13 protein-coding genes and 1 pseudogene are annotated in these 16743 nt (G+C 62.6%); 6 read left to right on the top strand and 8 right to left on the bottom strand.

Annotation, left to right across the window (positions count from 1 at the left end; all coding sequences use genetic code 11):
- Positions 1 to 163 precede the first annotated feature (163 nt).
- Positions 164 to 1183: an ArsR/SmtB family transcription factor gene (locus AC07UR_RS12665; protein ID WP_173420630.1), complete on the top strand. Its 1020-nt coding sequence runs from the start codon at positions 164 to 166 to the stop codon at positions 1181 to 1183.
- A gap of 2 nt (positions 1184 to 1185) precedes the next feature.
- Positions 1186 to 2127, top strand: a complete 942-nt coding sequence (gene metF, locus AC07UR_RS12660; RefSeq protein ID WP_209790693.1) for a methylenetetrahydrofolate reductase [NAD(P)H] — start codon at positions 1186 to 1188, stop codon at positions 2125 to 2127.
- 577 nt (positions 2128 to 2704) lie between these two features.
- Here metF and AC07UR_RS12655 read toward each other — a convergent pair.
- From AC07UR_RS12655 to AC07UR_RS12635, 5 genes and pseudogenes are all read right to left on the bottom strand, one after another.
- The gene (locus AC07UR_RS12655; RefSeq protein WP_209790694.1) at positions 2705 to 3643 is read right to left on the bottom strand and encodes a DMT family transporter; all 939 of its coding nucleotides are present in this window, start codon (positions 3641 to 3643) and stop codon (positions 2705 to 2707) included.
- 382 nt (positions 3644 to 4025) lie between these two features.
- The gene (locus tag AC07UR_RS12650) at positions 4026 to 5222 is read right to left on the bottom strand and encodes a lytic murein transglycosylase (protein ID WP_209790695.1); all 1197 of its coding nucleotides are present in this window, start codon (positions 5220 to 5222) and stop codon (positions 4026 to 4028) included.
- A gap of 153 nt (positions 5223 to 5375) precedes the next feature.
- On the bottom strand, positions 5376 to 6161 hold the full coding sequence (locus tag AC07UR_RS12645) for a glycoside hydrolase family 25 protein (protein WP_173420626.1): 786 nt from the start codon (positions 6159 to 6161) through the stop codon (positions 5376 to 5378).
- A gap of 201 nt (positions 6162 to 6362) precedes the next feature.
- Positions 6363 to 7016: pseudogene (locus AC07UR_RS12640) on the bottom strand (class I SAM-dependent methyltransferase); the annotation flags it as partial.
- A complete protein-coding gene (locus AC07UR_RS12635) occupies positions 7013 to 8263 on the bottom strand; it encodes a BtaA family protein (protein WP_209790697.1) in 1251 nt (416 codons plus the stop codon). The gene AC07UR_RS12635 and the pseudogene AC07UR_RS12640, both read right to left, overlap by 4 nt.
- 177 nt (positions 8264 to 8440) lie before the next feature.
- Between AC07UR_RS12635 and AC07UR_RS12630 the strand changes: the two genes are divergently transcribed.
- Together AC07UR_RS12630 and AC07UR_RS12625 are read left to right on the top strand one after the other, a co-directional pair.
- Entirely contained in the window at positions 8441 to 10003 is a 1563-nt protein-coding gene (locus AC07UR_RS12630; RefSeq protein WP_209790698.1) for a putative bifunctional diguanylate cyclase/phosphodiesterase, read from the top strand.
- Positions 10004 to 10094: 91 nt separating this feature from the next.
- Positions 10095 to 11450 (top strand): serine hydrolase domain-containing protein, encoded by a 1356-nt coding sequence (locus AC07UR_RS12625; RefSeq protein WP_209790699.1) that lies wholly within the window; start codon positions 10095 to 10097, stop codon positions 11448 to 11450.
- Positions 11451 to 11489: 39 nt separating this feature from the next.
- On the opposite strand, the gene AC07UR_RS12620 is transcribed toward AC07UR_RS12625, so the two are convergent.
- From AC07UR_RS12620 to AC07UR_RS12610, 3 genes are all read right to left on the bottom strand, one after another.
- On the bottom strand, positions 11490 to 12482 hold the full coding sequence (locus tag AC07UR_RS12620) for a lytic transglycosylase domain-containing protein (protein ID WP_209790700.1): 993 nt from the start codon (positions 12480 to 12482) through the stop codon (positions 11490 to 11492).
- A gap of 116 nt (positions 12483 to 12598) precedes the next feature.
- Complete coding sequence (locus tag AC07UR_RS12615; protein WP_209790701.1) at positions 12599 to 13234, bottom strand: LysE family translocator; 636 nt, start codon at positions 13232 to 13234, stop codon at positions 12599 to 12601.
- Positions 13235 to 13483: 249 nt separating this feature from the next.
- Complete coding sequence (locus AC07UR_RS12610; protein ID WP_173420619.1) at positions 13484 to 14698, bottom strand: pyrophosphate--fructose-6-phosphate 1-phosphotransferase; 1215 nt, start codon at positions 14696 to 14698, stop codon at positions 13484 to 13486.
- Positions 14699 to 15105: 407 nt separating this feature from the next.
- Here AC07UR_RS12610 and AC07UR_RS12605 point away from each other — a divergent pair, with 407 nt between their 5' ends.
- Both AC07UR_RS12605 and AC07UR_RS12600 read left to right on the top strand, forming a co-directional pair.
- Positions 15106 to 15813 (top strand): J domain-containing protein, encoded by a 708-nt coding sequence (locus AC07UR_RS12605; protein WP_173420618.1) that lies wholly within the window; start codon positions 15106 to 15108, stop codon positions 15811 to 15813.
- Positions 15810 to 16574, top strand: a complete 765-nt coding sequence (locus AC07UR_RS12600; protein ID WP_209790702.1) for an N-acetylmuramoyl-L-alanine amidase — start codon at positions 15810 to 15812, stop codon at positions 16572 to 16574. Before AC07UR_RS12605 ends, AC07UR_RS12600 begins: the two co-directional genes overlap by 4 nt.
- Positions 16575 to 16743: the final 169 nt, after the last annotated feature.

Raw genomic sequence — 16743 nt, 5'->3', positions numbered from 1 at the left:
CGACATCTGGGCGCCGCGGGCAGGCAAGCTTCGCCCGCTTGCCGGACGGAACGCTGGAAAGTCCTGTTCCTTGAGCGGCATAGTTTGCTCTGTCCGCGCAAATCCGCTTGCGCTACATCCGTAAATCACATAAACATATCTTTATGTGTTGATGGGGATGGGTATGGCGGATCAGAGAGAATTAAGTCTCGACGCGCTGGTGGATGTGCTGAAGGCTGCGGGTGAGCCGACCCGCATGCGCCTGCTCGCGCTGCTTGGCGCGGGGGATCTCACCGTCACCGATCTTACCGAAATTCTCGGACAATCGCAGCCCCGGATTTCGAGGCACCTGAAGTTGCTGGCCGAAGTCGAGCTCGTCGACCGCTACCAGGAAGGCGCATGGGCCTATTTCCGCCTTCGCCAGGAGGGTGCCCGCGTGTCGCTGGTGCGCGCGATGCTTGCGTCTGCCACATCGGACGACGCGGTTCTGTCGCGCGATGCCTCAAGGCTCGTCACCCTGAAGAAGGCGCGGGCTGAAAAGGCCCAGGCCTATTTCAGCCGCAACGCGGCCGGTTGGGATGAGCTGCGGCGGCTGCATGTCAGCGAGCGGGACGTGGAGACGGCGTTGCGCGACATGGTCGGCGACGAGCCGGTCGACAGCCTGTTGGACCTGGGCACCGGAACGGGACGTATTCTGCAGCTGTTCGAAGGCCTTTACCGACGCGGCATCGGCATCGATGCCAGCCGCGACATGCTGGCCGTTGCCCGCTCAAATCTCGACCGTGCCGGCATCACCAAGGCGTCGATCCGCCACGGTGACATCTTCAACCTGCCGCTCGACGGCCAGGTGTTCGATCTCGTCACCATTCATCAGGTGCTGCATTTCCTCGATCAGCCGGAAGCGGCGATCGCCGAGGCTGCCCGCATGCTGACACCCGGCGGACGGCTGGTGATCATCGATTTTGCCCCGCACGGACTGGAGCACTTGCGCGACGAACATGCCCATGCGCGGCTCGGCTTCTCACATCAGGCCATGACCGATTGGCTGGCGAAGGCCGGGCTCCAACTGGAAAAGACGACCGATCTGTCGCCGGAAGGCACGGACGGAGGAAAATTGACGGTGACAATCTGGCTGGCGCGCGATCAGCGCGCCGTCGAGGAGAGCGAAGCGCCACATCAGCGCATGCAAGCAGGGGGACTTTGAGAATGACGGCACAGACGCTTTATCCTGCCGAGCGCGGCAATCTGCGGCTTTCCTTCGAATACTTCCCCCCTAAAACCGATGAGATGGAAGCGCAGCTCTTCCAGACGGCCGAAGATCTCTCTGTCTTTTGTCCCGCCTTCATGACCGTCACCTATGGTGCGGGCGGTTCGACCAAGACGCGGTCGCTGACGACAGTCAAGCGGATGATCGAGGAGAAGGGCTTTGCCAACACGGCAGCGCACCTGACCTGCGTCGGCGCGCCCAAGTCGGAGGTGGACACGGTTATCGACGAGTTTCTCTCGTTCGGCGTTCGTCACTTCGTGGCGCTGCGCGGCGATCCGCAGGGCGGAATCGGCAGCACCTACCAGCCCTTTCCGGGTGGTTATGAGAGCAGTTCCGATCTCGTGCGGGCGCTCCGCGATCGCGGCGATGTCGAGATCTCGGTATCGTCTTATCCGGAAAAGCACCCGGAAAGCCCTGACGTCGATGCCGACATCGACATGCTGAAGCGCAAGGTGGATGCCGGTGCGACCCGGGCGCTCACCCAGTTCTTCTTCGACAACGACGATTTCGAACGCTACCTCGAGCGCGTGCGCCGGGCCGGCATCGATATCCCGATCGTCCCGGGCATCCTGCCGATCAACAACTTGGGCCAGGTGCAGAAGTTTGCCGGCCTTTGCGGCGCCAGCGTGCCGGAGGTGATCGTCACCCGTCTTGCGCATCTGGAAGACCAGCCGACCGAGCGCTTCAAGGAGGCGACCCATATCGCCGCCGAGCAGATCGTCGATCTTGCCCGTCGTGGCGTCAGGGACTTCCATCTCTATACCATGAACCGTTCGCCGCTGATCACGGCCGTCTTAGACCTCGTCGGGTTCGAGCGCGCGGACGAGACGGCGCAAAGCGAGCATGTTGCGCTGAAGGCGGTTGCCGGCGCGGCGGCGTAAAGCCCCGCGATTTCGCCCGCAAATGTGGAAAGGGTCGATTTCCTCGGGTCAGCACGGATGTCCCGGCGGAAAGCCGACCTTGAAAAAGCGAAAGCGCATGAAGGTGTCCTTCATGCGCTTTCTTTTTTCCTGCAGCGTCGAGGCAGATTGCTGTGTTGGCCTACCTCAAAAATCTCTGCTGCAAATTGAATTCCCGGAAAATTAAAGTCCCTATTTCGGTTTGGACTCTCAGCGGCCTGACTTCAGATGAAGAGCATTGTGGCCACGAATACGAACGCTGCACTAATCATGAGGACATTCAACGAATGTGTAAGTCCCATCGAAGACCCTCCTTGCGCTGACCGTTAAAACATAGGGCGAATTAACGGCGCTTAAAAGGGAAACTTGTGCTGCAGTGCAAAAACACGTGATCACATTTGCCTTATCAACAGGGCTAGTCGCTTGAAATTAAATCGCATTTTAATGTGCCACATTTTTTTCACAATCGCTGCCGGAAGGTTAATGTAAACGTTTGTAACCGAGCGTGAGTGCTTCGGAAGGGCACGTTTCCCGCCATGCCCGGCCTGTTCGATTCCTCCTATGCGGCGCGTTTCATCCTGAGGATCCGGCCGTCGAGTACGGCAAGGCCGGCGGCAATCAGCGCCATGCCGCCCACATCTGCCGGCTGCAATGTCTCGCCCAGGAAGAGATAGCCAAGCAGGATTGCGCTCGGTGGAACCAGAAGCGTGACCAGCGACGTATTGGTGGCGCCAACCTCGCCCATGATGCGGAAGAACAGGATATAGCCATAGGCAGTCGAGACGAGCGCGAGGCCGAGAATGGCAAGCGTCGCCTCGATCGGCGGCATCGGCAGGGCCCAGGGCGTGTCGATGAGGCATGCGACCGGCAGCATCATCAGTGACGAGGCGGTCAATTGGCCGGCCGCGGTGACGGGTGGTGCCAGGCCGCGGAAGCGCTTGCCGTAGGTTGCCGCCAGGCCATAGCTGACGGCGGCCAGTACCGGCAGCAGCAATGCCCAGAGCGGCACGCCGCTGGCGTTGCCGAAAAGCCCGGCGATGGCGCTCGGCCCGATCAACACCACCGTGCCGGCGAGGCCGAGCAGGCAGCCACCGATCTTGGCGGTGCTGAGTTTCTCGTCGTCGGTTGCCATGTTGGCGATGATCACGGTCCAGACAGGCGTGGTTGCGTTCAGGATCGCCGCAAGCCCGGCGCCGACCTGGGTTTGCCCGAGGAAGATGAAGGCGTGCGGAATGGCGTTGTTGATCAGGCCCATCAGCAGGAACTCGCGCCAGCGGCTCGCAAGCACCTGATAGATGCCGAAGCGCCCACGAATATAGATGTGCAGCGCCAGAGCCGCGAGGCCGAGCCGCAGGAACACGAGCGTGAATGGCGGTACATGCGCGACGGCGACTCGGGCAAAGAAAAAGGATCCGCCCCAGATGAGCCCGAGCAGGGCGAGAAGCGCCCAGGTCCGCATGGTCATCTGCTGGCTGGCTGCCTGTGATGGTGCATTCATCGTACTGCTCGCGCTTTCTGCGCGGCCGCTGCCGATCCATTCGAGCAATCGGGATGCGCAACTGATTAGATCACGTCTCCACGGTGCGCCGATGGCGGTTCACTGGCCCCGGGGAGAGGCATCACACAGGTCTAGCGCGGCGAGATGCAGGACACCACCCACTTCTTGCGGGGGGCAGGCCATGAGGATCTCGGTGTCTATCGCTGGTCGGGGAGGGAGGCGCCTGGCGGCTTCGGCCCGTTGCGATCGGGGGAGCAAGGACGAACACCTGCCCGGCCAGATCCCGGCCGGGCAGATGTGCATTCGGTTCAGGCGGAAATGCAGAAGCGCGCGATAGGATTGCCTTCAGGCATTTGCCGCGCTGCTCTTCTTCCGGAAATGCTTAGAGCGAGTTCAGCAGTTCGAGCGTCGCCCAGCCGTCGGCGGGACGGCCGAGGCGTAGCTGTTCCTTCTGCAGCGCTGCGCGGGTGCCCGAGCCGAGGATGCCATCGACCTTGCCGACGTCATGGCCGAGCGTCTGTAGCTTGGTCTGCAGCGCCTTCATGCCGGTGTCGTCGAGGCCCTGTTCCGGGTTGCCGCCCTCATAGGTCGGTGCGCCGCCGAGGCGGGTCGCGAAATAGGCGGCCGAGGTCGTGTAGATGAACGACTGGTTCCACTCGAGATAGACGTTGAAATTGGGGTAGGTCAGGAACGCGACGCCCTTGCGGCCCTGCGGCAGGACCAGCGAGGCTTCCAGGTTGCCGAAGGACGTGTCGCCATTGCGCGGCTTGACGCCGAGCGCGAACCAGTCGCTCGCCTTCATGCCCGGCTGCAGGCCGGTCTTTTCCCAGGGCAACTGTTCGGGAACGCTGACTTCCTGGATCGCCGGCTGGCCGGCCTTGAAGCCGAGGCTCTGGATGAACTTGGCGGCGGTCAGGATCGCGTCCGGCGAGCTCTTCTTCAGGTTGACGTGGCCGTCGCCGTCGCCATCGACGCCATAGGCGATGATGTCTTCCGGCAGCATCTGCACCTGGCCGATCTCGCCGGCCCAGGCGCCGGTGGTCGTTGCCGGGTCGAGGTCGCCGTGCTGGACCATCTCGATGGCGGCGATCAGCTGCGGGCGGAACATTTCCGGCCGGCGGCAGTCATGGGCAAGCGTGACAAGCGCATCGCGGGTGTTGAAGTCGCCCTGAACGGCACCGAAATCGGTTTCCATGGCCCAAAAGGCGGTGATGACAGGGGCGGGAACACCGAATTCCTTCTCGGCGCGGGCGAAGACGTCGGCATATTCCTTCATCTTCTGGGCGCCGATATCGAGGCGCGATTTGCTGACGGTGCGCTTGGAAAACTCGGTGAAGGTCTGCTTGAACACGCCTTGGGCGCGGTCGCGGCTCAGCACTTTCTCATTGATGGCGGCGCCGGCAAGTGCGCGGTCGACCACGTCGGCCGGCACGCCCTTGGCGACTGCCTCGGCCTTGACGCCCTGCAGGAACGCGCCGAGATCGCCGCCGCAAGCCGGTGCCTGCTGCGCGAAAACGGGCGAGGCCGTCAGCGCGAGAAGGGCTGCGGATGCAAGAGCATGCCGGGTTTTGAGGATCATGATAATTCCTTTCTGTCGCCGCACGGCGCGATGCGCCGCCGCTGGCGGTCAATGTACCAAAGATGCAATCTGCCGCTCGTCTCTCAGAGCATTATGACGGAAAGAAGAAAATGGGTCGGTTTGCCGCGCTAATGCACAGAACCGTGGCCGTCGTCATTTCGGCTTGGAGACGGCCGCAACCCAATTCTTCCAGTTCTTCGGCGAGCCGGCAAAGACATTGATGTCGGTGGCGCCGTCGATGCCTGGTATCACGCCGGTGCTGGTATATTGCCAGAAGGCCCAGCGGCGCTCGACATAGACTTCGCCCGGATGCTTGGCGACGGAACGGACCCAGAAGTGGTGTTCCTTGAACTGGTCGACGAGGTTGTCGCGGTGGAAGTCGACCGAGGTGTAGATGATCGGTCGCTTGCCGTAATGGGCTTCGAGCCGGTCCATGAAGCGCTTCATCTCTACGCGGACTTCGTCCGGCGAGGGGCGGGTGCGGCAGGTCTTGGATTCGCCGTTCCACTCGACGTCGAGAACCGGCGGCAGATAGACGGCGCTCTTCGGTACGTTGGCGATGAACCAGTCGGCCTGGGCGTCCGCCGTCGAGCAGAAATAGTAGAAGTGGTAGGGCGCATAGGGAATGCCGGCGGCGCGGGCGCGCTGCCAATATTCGTTGAAGCGCGTGTCGACCCGGTCCTTGCCCTCCGTCGCCTTGATGAAGGCAAAGGAGACGCCGGAGTTCTTCACCTTCATCCAGTCGATATCGCCATTCCATTTGGAGATGTCGATGCCGTGGATATTGTGATGCTGCGGTGTGCGGTCGCCGAAATCCTGCGGATCGGTATCGTTGAAACGCGGCGGGATCGATGCGGTCTGCATCAGATCGTAGTCGGTCGACGAACAGGCGGAAAGGAGGGTGGCGATAGGCAGCAGTGCCAGGAGAAGCCGGCGCATGGAGGTCCTGTTTCGAAACGATCGACGATCCTGCCTCACACGATGGCTTCCATGATGGTGATGTCCCCCAGCGAGGCGTGAACCTCATTTTCACCATATCATCGTAAAAATTGGGTTAGCTCAAGCGGGAATTGCGGCAGCCCTCTGATCGTCAAGCAGTGCGGCGGCCGGATTTGCCCGCGAGGATGCCGTGGCCGAAGGGCGGTGGTAGACTGCAAGCCAGGCGTAACCACGACCGATGGCCCGGCGCTCGAGCTGTGCGCCGTTGCGCCTGGCGCGATCGGCCAGCACCTCGAACAGCGTTTCGCGCGGCGTCACATGGAAACGTTTGAGCCAGCCGCGCAGCAGGCGGCGGAAGCTTTCCGGCAGCCGTTCCTGCTGGCCGAAATCGGCGATATGCAGCGAGCCGCCGGGGTTGAGCGCGGCAATTGCCGCGTCGATCGCACCCTGCCAGTCCGGTATCATCGACAGGGAATAGGAGATGACGATCCGGTCGAAGCCGACTTCGCCGAACGACCGCGGCTCGAAGCTGGTCGCGTCGGCCACACGCAGCATGGCGGGGGATCTGCCGCGGCGGCTGAGCTTGGCTGCGGCCGAGGCGAGCATCTCGGCGGAGATGTCGAGACCGAAGAGCCGGGCTCTCGGAAAGCATGTGCCGATCAGCGCGAGGTTGCGTCCCGTGCCGCACCCGACTTCGAGAACGGAGGCGCCGGGCTCCACGTTCAGCTCGCGGATCAGCGTGTCGCGGCCGAAAAGATAGTATTTGCGCGTCAGATCGTAGACGTGCCTCTGGTAGCGGTACATGTGGTCCATGCGCCGCTGATGGCTGATCTCGCTCTGGTGCACCTCGCTCATGCCTTCTTCCTGTAGATGTGGAAGCCGCCATAGATGGCCGAGCGATCGGCGTTGCCGAGCTTCAGCGATGTCTCGGCATCATAGTGCCACTGCTCCATCAGTGCCGGCGAGAGACGGCCGGTGAGGATGCTGTCTTCGGCGGCCGTGCGGAAGATCACGGTCGCGTCTGCATCGGCGGTGCGGGTGATCTCGGTCCACAGGTCGTTCAACTGCTGGTCGTTCATCCAGTCCTGCGCGTCGAGCAGGACGTAGCGGTCGACCGATGCGGCCGGCTTCTTTCCCAGAAGCTCGGTGAAGCTGGCATGATGGACCTGGACGTCTTCGGCGCGGTTGCGGATCGTCTCATAGTTATCGGCGTGCAGGTAGGCCGGAAGGTCGCCCTCATGCGGCAGGGGATAGCGTCTCGCGAAGGCCTGCCAGGCGAAGTAGTTTTCCCTGAGCGGAAAATGGCACGTCAGCTTTTCAAGGCGATGGCGAAGCACGGCGGCCAGCGACTTGTCGGCGCTGAGGCTTGCCAGTTCGTCGAATTGCTGCGGCGGGATGCCAAGGCCGAACAGCGAGCTTTTCTGGCTGGTGATCCAGCGGATGAACGGACGCTCGAACAAAGGCGCCAGCCGTGTATCGAAAAACTGGCGCTGCTCGCGCATGGAGCGTGCCTGGACGAACTCTTCCGGGTTGACGCCGTGCAGACGTGCCAGGATGTGGCTGGCAGCGATGAAGCGGCCGAGCAGGCCGGTGCGATAGATGTTGCGCCCGAAGACGCCGATGCGTCGACGCCCGCTGACGCTGCGGCCGTTCCAGTAGCTTCGGGTCGCCTGGTCGACCTTCGGGGCGATGAACAGATCGAATGCCTGGACGTTCGATTGGGTGCCCTGCGTCGCCAGGAACCGCACGACGTCCTTATGATCAGGCAGGTGGCGGAAGGCGGCAAGCTTCAATCGGTTGAGCGCGATGTGGTGTGGATTGAGATCGACGACGTCGATGCGGCTGGGGCCGGCCGAGAGATAGGTCAGCATGTTGCAACCGCCGGAGCCAATGGTGACGATGCGGTGCCCCGGGCGAAGCTGCATGGCTTCCATGTCGACGATAGGGTCTTCCCAGATCTGCGGATAGACGAGGCCGGAGAAGAGCAGGCCGAACAGGCGCTCGGAGAGGCCAGCAAGCGAGAAGGTCTTGTGTTGCAGGAGGGCGTTTTTCAGCTTCGGATTGTTTCTGCCAAAGCCGACATCAGGGGCAAGTTCGGTCATCTCTGCCGCTCATCCAGTTGAAACTTAGCCGCTTCTAAAGTGACTCCGCTACACTTTGATGACGGGGTTTTTCACAGCTCCCGCACTGCACAAAAATAGCTGACTACGATTTTTCACCCATAAGAATTCATTAACCCCTGGCGTGCTAGCTCCTTCTCATATTCGGGGGGCGTCGACATGATGTTAAGAACGTTTCTGCCGAAGCCCGAGCAGCGATTTGCGGCTGCCGGCACGGCATTGGGGGCTTTGTTTCCGGCGATCTGGTTGACCACGGAAACGTTTTTTTCGGATGGATCCTTCACCCATTGGAACTTTTCCGGAGCGCTCGCGGCGGGCGTCATGCCCTTCGTCGCTGGAGCCTCCTTCTACCGCTGGTCCTATTCACGACGGTTGGAACGCGAGCTCAAGGCCGCGCGCCGCGCCGAGCGGCGGCTGCGCAACGAGGTTCATCGCGATCGGTTGACCGGGCTTGAAAACCGCTCCGCACTGGAGGCAGACGTGTTGCGCGCTCTGCGCTCTGATGGTGCGCCGTTCGAGCGCCGGCCGCTGCTGCTGATCGATCTCGACCGGTTCAAGGCGGTCAACGACACCATGGGCCATGATGCGGGCGACCGGCTGCTGAGCGGTATCGGCCTGCGGCTGAGGCGAGCCTTCGCTGGCGAGGCGACGGTCTATCGCCTCGGTGGCGACGAGTTCGTACTGCTTGGTCCGGGTTCTCCGTCGGATGCCGAGGTCACGACCCTTGCCGGCCGGGTGAAGGCGCTGTTCGATGCGCCCTTCGATCTGGTCGATGGTCAGGCGGCTTCTGGTTGCAGCATCGGCGTCACGTTCCTGGAACAGGGCGATCTGTCGACCGGCGCGGTCTTGAAACGGGCGGATCTCGCGCTCTACGAAGCCAAGGAAATGCGTGGCAACAGCCACGTCTTCTATGCGCCGCATCTCGCGCAAGCCGCCGAAATGCGCGCCGAGGCCGAGCGCGACCTTGCCCGTGCAGTCTCCCAGCGGGAGTTTTTTCTGGAATACATGCCAATCGCCGGCACTGCGAGCGGCGTCATCCGGGGCTTCGAAGTCTTGCTGCGCTGGTCGCACCCGATCCGCGGCGTCATCGGCACCGAAGCCTTTGCGGAGCCGTTGGAGCAGGGAACACTTGCGTTGACGGTCGGCAACTGGGCGTTGCGGCAGTCTTGCCGGCAGGCGGCGAACTGGCCGTCTCCAGTGGGCCTGACGGTGGCACCCTTCGCGCTTCAACTGCGAGATCGCGATTTCCTCAGCCATGTGAAGACATGTCTGGATGAGGCCGGGCTGGCGCCCGGCCGGCTGACGATCGAGGTGTCGGAAGCGCTGTCGACCGGTGACATGGCGCTGATCGGCGAAAGCCTGCATGGCCTGCGCGCGCTCGGGGTGCGCGTGGCGCTGAGCGGCGGCGCTGCGGCCTCGCTGCCGCTCAACCTTGTCGGCGAACTTCAGCCGGACCAACTGACGGTGGACCTGCCGGCGATCCGCGACATCCATGGCAGCGAACGTAGCGTCGCCCTGCTCGCCTGCCTGGTCAAGATGGGGCAGGTTCTGCGGCTGCCGATGGCGGTGCGCGGTATCGCCAGGGAAAGCGAAATGGATTGCGCCCGCACCGCAGGCGCGGTGGAGGCCTGGGGTCCATGGATATCACCGGCCTTGCCGGCACGGGATCTTCCGCCGCTGTTGCATGGTGCTGGCGACGGCGACGCCCGCCAGCTGGCATAGCCGGACGGCAGCCAACAATCCGAAGCACGACGCAAGGGCTTTTCCTTTCGGTCAAATGCTGCTTCTCTCTCGCGTCAGACGGGAGGATGCGATGGCACGCCTATTGAAGACTGTCGGGACCGCGGTTGTGGTCGCCATTGCCGGCGTCGGCGGATGGCTGGCCATGGCGCCGCCGGAATTGCTGAAGGTCGGCGATGGATACGCCGCCAAGATCGTCTGCTCGAATGTCTTCATCGCCGGACGTGACGGACAGGCGGTGCTGGCCGACGACGTGCAGGCGCCGGGCCATCCGCTGCTGAAGTTCATCACCGTCTCGGTGGACCGCAACAAGCAGTTGGTCTCTGCCCGCATCTTTGGCTTTGCCGCACCGGCGCTTGCCGCCTACCGCCCGGGGCTTGGTTGCGCCAACGTAGACGCAGACGATCTCGCGGCCCCTGTGGCGACCGCAGATCCGCCTGTCCCTGATATCGCACGGTCTGCCGACATCTCCTGGCCGGACGGCGACAAGGCCGATATCGACCCGGCCGTTCAGGCGTTGATCGAGGATGCCAATCTCGCCGGTCCCGGCGTGCGTGCGGTCGCGGTGGTGCGCGATGGACATCTGATTGCCGAGACCTATGCCGCGGGCTTCGATCGCTCGACGCCGCTTCTCGGCTGGTCGATGACCAAATCGGTGACATCAGCGCTGATCGGCATGCGCGTCGCCGAGGGGCGCATGGATTTGACGCGCGCGGGCCTCCTGCCGGAGTGGAGCGGCGATGCGCGCGCCAAGATCCGGCTTGCCGACCTGATGGGCATGGAGAGCGGCCTGGAATTCAACGAGGGCTATGGCAATGTCAGCGACGTGACGCGCATGCTCTATCTCGAACGGGATATGGCCGGATTTGCCGCGGGCAAACCGGCGACATCCGAGCCCGGATCGACCTTCAGCTATTCGAGCGGCACCAGCACGCTGTTGTCGCGGCTGTGGATGCGGAGCTTCGACGATCCTGCCGCTGCACTCGCCTATCCGCGCGATGCCCTGTTCCTGCCGCTCGGCATGACGAGCGCGGTGCTCGAGACCGATGCCAGCGGCACCTTTGTCGGCTCATCCTACATGTATGCGACGGCGCGCGACTGGGCGCGTTTCGCGCAGTTCCTGCTTCAGGACGGCACCTGGAAGGGGAGGGCGCTCTTACCGAGGGATTATGTAATCTTCATGCGCACGCCGACGAAAGCCTCCGCTGGCGAATATGGCGTGGGTCAGGTGTGGCTTCAGGAGAACGGGGTCCGCGCCGGTACCGGTGTCTTTCCGGCGGATGCCTTCTGGATGCTCGGACATGACGGGCAGGCGATCATGCTGGTGCCGTCGCTCAAGCTTGCGGTCGTGCGCCTGGGGCTGACGCCATCGCGTGGCGGCTATGACGTGCAGCAGCTCAACGCCAAAATAATAGAGGCGCTCGATTGAGCGCCTCCTGAAACTTTTTACCAAACAAAACGGGTCGGCTTACTTCATGCCGAGATCGTCGAGCAGGCCCTTGCGCTTGGCGTGGTAGTAGTAGCCGCTGGCATAGAGCTTGACCGCGCCGTCGTGCTTGTTGTCGGCAACCATCCAGGCGCCGTGCAGGTACTTCGTCGCATACATCAGATTGGTTTCCGCATCGAACAGGCCCTCGGCCGGGCCTTCGTAGCCGAGTCCCTTGGCGGTGTTGTAGCGGATCTGCATCAGGCCGTAATTGCCCTTGCTGTAGGCGCGCGGATTGTAGTTGCTCTCGCGCTTGACGACGCGGTGCACAAGCTCGACCGGAATGTCGTTGAGATCGGCGTAGTGCTTGATGAGCTTGTCCAGGTCCGGACGCGAGCTGGACGGCGCGTTGGTCAGCTTCAGCGATTCGGGAATGACGCTCGCAACGGCGGCGACGCTCGAACCGATCACACCCATCTTCGGCTTTTCCGTCGGAACGATCATGCGGTTGGCAACGAGCGTTTCGAGGCCGACGGGTTCGCCGGTGTCGAAGTCCGATTCCATCGCGGCAGCCACCGCAAGGGTCGAAACGGGAAGATCTTGAACGCGGCTCGTCTTCGGCGAGACAAGGGCAGATGCGGTTTCCGGCAATGCCGTGGCATCGGCCGAAGCTGCAACCGGCGTCGCCATGGCGACAGCCTGGGCTTCACCCGGCTTGCTGCCGGGGACGGCCACGACTGCCGGTGCCGGACCGGCAGCCTGCGCGAGGTCGGTGCCGACGGGATAGGTGGTTGCCATGCCGGCCGTCTGTGCCGACAGGGCGGCGGCCGCCGCGGTTGCCGCGCCATCGGGCGTCGGCAGGGCATAGGCCGTCATTTCCGTGCCGGGCTTTGCCAGCGGGGTGACCGTCTGCACGGCCGTAAGCTCTTCCACCGAGGTATGCTCGACAGTGGAGCACCCCGAGACGAGTGTCGCCGACAGAATAGCTGCCACGCCAAACGTCTGTTTTGAAAGGGAAATACGGAATTTCGCCATGCTGTCACTTTCGTGCTTCTGGGCCCCGCAGCCCCTGCAAATCAACGGCTGCCAGCCGCCATGCGTGAATCTCCATTAACCCATGGGGCGGCCGGCAGCAAGCGCAGGGGCGAATTTCAGGCCGATGCCCGCTTCATGGTTGCCGTCAGAAGCCCGGCGCCGATGAGCAGCGAACCGCCTGTACGGTTGACGATGCGCCGGATATTCGGCTTGGAAATGGTGCTCTTGGCGGCGGTCGCGAGTGCGGCATAAAGGCTGGCATTGAGGATGGCGAGGGTCAGGAACGTCACCTCGAAAATCGCCATCTGGGTAAAGAGTGGCTGCGACAGATCGAGGAACTGCGGCAGGAAGGCGACGAAGAAGACGATGCTCTTGGGATTGAGTGCCGTGACCGCGTAGGCGTGCAGGAAGATGCGCAGCGGTCGTTCCCTGGCGGGCGCCTCGCCATCGGCGCCATCATTTCCGGCGACCGGTGCCCGCCAGAGCTGGATGCCGAGCCAGACGAGGTAGGCGGCCCCCACCCACTTCAATACGGTGAAGATCGCAGCCGAGGTGGCAAGCAGCGCGCCGAGCCCGAGCATCGACGCGGTCATGGCGGTAAAATCGCCGAGTGCGACCCCGGCGACGGTCGCGCCCGCCGTCTTGCGGCCGTGACCGAGCGCATAGGAGATGACGAGCAATATGGTCGGGCCGGGGATGGCGAGCAGCACTGCCGAGGCGGCGGCAAAGGCAAACCAATGTTCGAACGACATGAAAAAGGCTCCGCGCTTGAGGGCTTTCCGAGACTGATCTCTGGAGGGAGCCACCAAGGCGCGGAACCGTCAACTGCCAATCGAGAGGCTCGGCTTGCCAATAGGCAGTCGCCCGAAGCCGATGGTCGGCGTCGGGCGCTTCGTTCCTAGAGCGCCGTGCGTTCATATGAATGCACAAAGGACGCTCTAGCACTTTAAATCTAGCGCATCTTTCTGCCCTCAAGTGATCCCACTTGAGGGCAGGATGCTCTAGTCTTCCGCCTGCCACTTCTGGCCGATGACGTCCATGACGTCGCCGAACCACTTGGTCGAGGTGTCGAAGTGCTTGCCGCCCTTGATGCGCGGGAATTCGATGGTTCTGAGCTTGCCTGCCTGGTCTTCGTCGTGGCCGGTAACGCCGGAGACCTTGTTGAGCGCGCTTTCGACGGCGAGATCGACCATGCTCTGGATCAGCCGCAGGTCGTCGCCGTTTGCCGGTGCCGAGCGGGCGTAATAGCCCGACTTCTGCACCATGGAGCGTTCGGCGCCGAGAAGGGCGGCAAACTGCTTGGTGAACCAGTTGCCGACATTGATGGTGTCGATCTTCACGTGGCCGAAGGCATCGCGCTTGACGGTTTCGCCGGCGGCTTCCCGCTCGGCGACGATCGCGTCGAGGCAGGCGCCTTCGCTGACGAACAGCGTGACGAAGCCCGAACGGTTCATGACACCGCGCAGGCGCTCGGCTTCCGCTTCGAGGTCGAACTTGATCTCGGGCAGGTAGAGACCGTCGATGTTCTTCAGCTGCCTGTTCATCATGAAGCCGTCGACGAACTGCTTGTCCTCGGTCATCTGGACGTAGGAGCGGGCGGTTGCTGCCGTCAGCCAGCCGCAGTGGCGGCCCATGACTTCATGGACGACGAGCGTGCGCGGGGCAGCACTCTGTTCGTTGCTGACATGATCGAAGAAGCGAGCGCCGTATTCGGCGGCCGTCCAGGCGCCGAGCGTCTGGCGGATCGGCACCACGTCGTTGTCGACCGTCTTCGGCAGACCGACGACCGTCAGGTTGTAGCCGTTGGCGCCAAGATAGGCGGCAAGGTCTGCGGCGGTGGTGTTGGTATCGTCACCACCGATCGTGTGCAGGATAGAGATGCCGTCGGCGGCAAGCCGTTCGGCGGCGACGCGCAACGGGTTTTCACCTTCCTTGACCAGGCCGCGCTTGACGCAGTCGGCAGCATTGGTGAGCTTGACGCGGCTGTTGCCGATCGGCGAACCGCCGTGGCGGTGGAGGATGTGCGCGTTCTCGCGCATGTCCCTGGTGATCTCGATGCGGTCGCCAAGCAGGACGCCCTGGTAGCCGGAGCGATAGGCCACCAGCTCGTAGTCGGGCGCGATGTCGGTGTAGCGCTCGATCAGGCCGCCAACGGCGGATGACAGACAGGGCGCGAGCCCGCCCGCCGTCAGCATTGCGACTTTCTTCTTGGCCATGTTTCCTCCTCGGGATTCGGCACGCAATTGGTGGGGCCTCTCTAGCGCAAAACGGATGGAAGTTAAATGACGGCTCTGTGGATGTCCTGTCGGCAAGCGCGCAGGTTTCGCCGCATTCGTCTCCATTGCCGCCGTGGACATGATGTCGCGCAAGGGAAGGGGACGGGGCAACGACGCCAGCGTCAATGCGCTGCGGGGCAGGGGCTCAGGCGTTTATCCGCCGCCGCAGGTGTGTTCCCCAGGGAACAGGCGGGAACCCTTGCGCTATCGCAACGTTACTCAAACGGATTGACAATAGTGAGGGGCCATCACAAATTCGTCATTCCCGTGGTTCGCCGCAGGCCACCGCTTGCAATTTGCCACCACAATAGTCCATGCTATAGGCTGGAGAGACAGGAAAATCGTGCATGTCATTCTGGGATAGCCTCCTCAAGATCGTCACCGCCACGGGCAACGCGCTTGCCGGTGTGGTCGAGGCCGTGCGCACCCTGTTCGAAGGCGACCCCGAAACGCGGCGCAAGGTGGCTTTCTCCGTGGCGATGATCGCGCTTTCGGCCAAGATGGCGAAGGCTGACGGCGTGGTAACGGAGGCGGAGGTCTCTGCCTTTCGCGATATCTTCGAGTTTCCCGCCGATCAGGCGCAGAACGTTGCCCGTCTCTATAATCTCGCGCGCCAGGACGTTGCCGGTTTCGAAGCCTATGCCGAAAAGATGGCGTCGCTCTGCTCGTCCTGCGAAAACAATTGCCCGATCCTGGAAGACATCATCGACGGTCTGTTCCACATCGCCAAGTCCGACGGCGCAGTGCATGAGAAGGAACTGGCGTTCCTGATGCGGGTTGCCGAGATCTTCAAGATGGACGAAGCGCACTTCGAACAGATCATGGCGCGTCACGTCCATAGCGACGGCCGCGACCCTTATCTCGTTCTCGGCGTTTCGCCCAAGGACGATTTCGCCAAGATCCGCAAGCATTACCGCGTGCTGGTGTCGGAGAACCATCCCGACAGGCTGGTTGCACGCGGGGTGCCACAAGAGTTCCATGCGATCGCCAATGATCGCATGGCTGCGCTCAATGCCGCCTACGAGGCGATCGAGAGAGAACGCCGCGCCGCATGACGTCGAAATACTGCGACTACTCGGGTGCCCGCTTCATGCCGTCGCCCAATTTCGGCGACCGTGCGGACGGCAGGCTGCCCGATATCATCGTGCTTCATTATACCGGCATGCCGACGGCGAAATCTGCGCTCGAATGGCTGTGTCGCGAGGAAAGCCAGGTTTCCAGCCACTATTTCGTTCATGAGGACGGCCGTGTCGACCAGCTGGTGCCGGAGGCGCGGAGGGCCTGGCACGCGGGGAAAAGCGTGTGGAAGGGCGAGACGGACATCAATTCCAGCTCGATCGGTATCGAGATCGCCAATGCCGGTCACCCGGGCGGGCTTCCCGAATTCCCCGAAAAGCAGATCGCGGCGGTCGCCGAATTGTGTCGGGACTGTGGCGAACGGTGGTCGATTGCCCCTGAGCGGGTGCTGGCACACAGCGATATCGCCCCGATTCGCAAGGTTGACCCGGGCGAAAAATTTCCGTGGCATCAGCTGCACCGCGAGGGCGTCGGGCACTGGGTCGAGCCGGCGCCGATCGGCGGCGGTCGCTTTTTCCAGCGCGGCGACCGCGGCCAGCCGGTCGAGGCGATACAGTCGATGCTGTCGCTCTACGGTTACGGCGTTGAAGTCACTGGCGATTTCTGTGAGAAAACCGAGGGAACCGTTGCCGCGTTCCAGCGGCATTTTCGTCAGCAACGGGTCGACGGCATCGCCGATATCTCGACGCTCGATACGTTGCATCGACTGCTCCAGGCGCTACCTCAGTTTGGTGCCTGACGCGCAAAATTTTTGCGTTCTAAATTAGCTTTTCCGGTCATTTCCGCACAAATTTGCTGCGTTGCCACATGTTTACCATGATGCGGCATTCATTTGCCGCTCATTGAAACTGCAGGAAACGCAAGGGCAACACGCTCCTTCCTGTCAATGAAACGATCGGGAAGTGAGG

The organism is Ensifer sp. GW821-FHT05G01 (genome assembly GCF_059419585.1).
Note: the sequence above shows the minus strand (reverse complement) of the source record. Positions and strands in the feature narration are given on the sequence as shown.

Coding starts and splice junctions, on each gene's coding strand:
- AC07UR_RS12610 (WP_173420619.1), bottom strand. CDS start 14,698: ATGGCCAAGAAGAAAGTCGCAATGCTGACGGCGGGCGGGCTCGCGCCC.
- AC07UR_RS12605 (WP_173420618.1), top strand. CDS start 15,106: ATGTCATTCTGGGATAGCCTCCTCAAGATCGTCACCGCCACGGGCAAC.
- AC07UR_RS12630 (WP_209790698.1), top strand. CDS start 8,441: ATGATGTTAAGAACGTTTCTGCCGAAGCCCGAGCAGCGATTTGCGGCT.
- AC07UR_RS12650 (WP_209790695.1), bottom strand. CDS start 5,222: ATGATCCTCAAAACCCGGCATGCTCTTGCATCCGCAGCCCTTCTCGCG.
- AC07UR_RS12665 (WP_173420630.1), top strand. CDS start 164: ATGGCGGATCAGAGAGAATTAAGTCTCGACGCGCTGGTGGATGTGCTG.
- AC07UR_RS12635 (WP_209790697.1), bottom strand. CDS start 8,263: ATGACCGAACTTGCCCCTGATGTCGGCTTTGGCAGAAACAATCCGAAG.
- AC07UR_RS12615 (WP_209790701.1), bottom strand. CDS start 13,234: ATGTCGTTCGAACATTGGTTTGCCTTTGCCGCCGCCTCGGCAGTGCTG.
- metF (WP_209790693.1), top strand. CDS start 1,186: ATGACGGCACAGACGCTTTATCCTGCCGAGCGCGGCAATCTGCGGCTT.
- AC07UR_RS12600 (WP_209790702.1), top strand. CDS start 15,810: ATGACGTCGAAATACTGCGACTACTCGGGTGCCCGCTTCATGCCGTCG.
- AC07UR_RS12620 (WP_209790700.1), bottom strand. CDS start 12,482: ATGGCGAAATTCCGTATTTCCCTTTCAAAACAGACGTTTGGCGTGGCA.
- AC07UR_RS12625 (WP_209790699.1), top strand. CDS start 10,095: ATGGCACGCCTATTGAAGACTGTCGGGACCGCGGTTGTGGTCGCCATT.
- AC07UR_RS12655 (WP_209790694.1), bottom strand. CDS start 3,643: ATGAATGCACCATCACAGGCAGCCAGCCAGCAGATGACCATGCGGACC.
- AC07UR_RS12645 (WP_173420626.1), bottom strand. CDS start 6,161: ATGCGCCGGCTTCTCCTGGCACTGCTGCCTATCGCCACCCTCCTTTCC.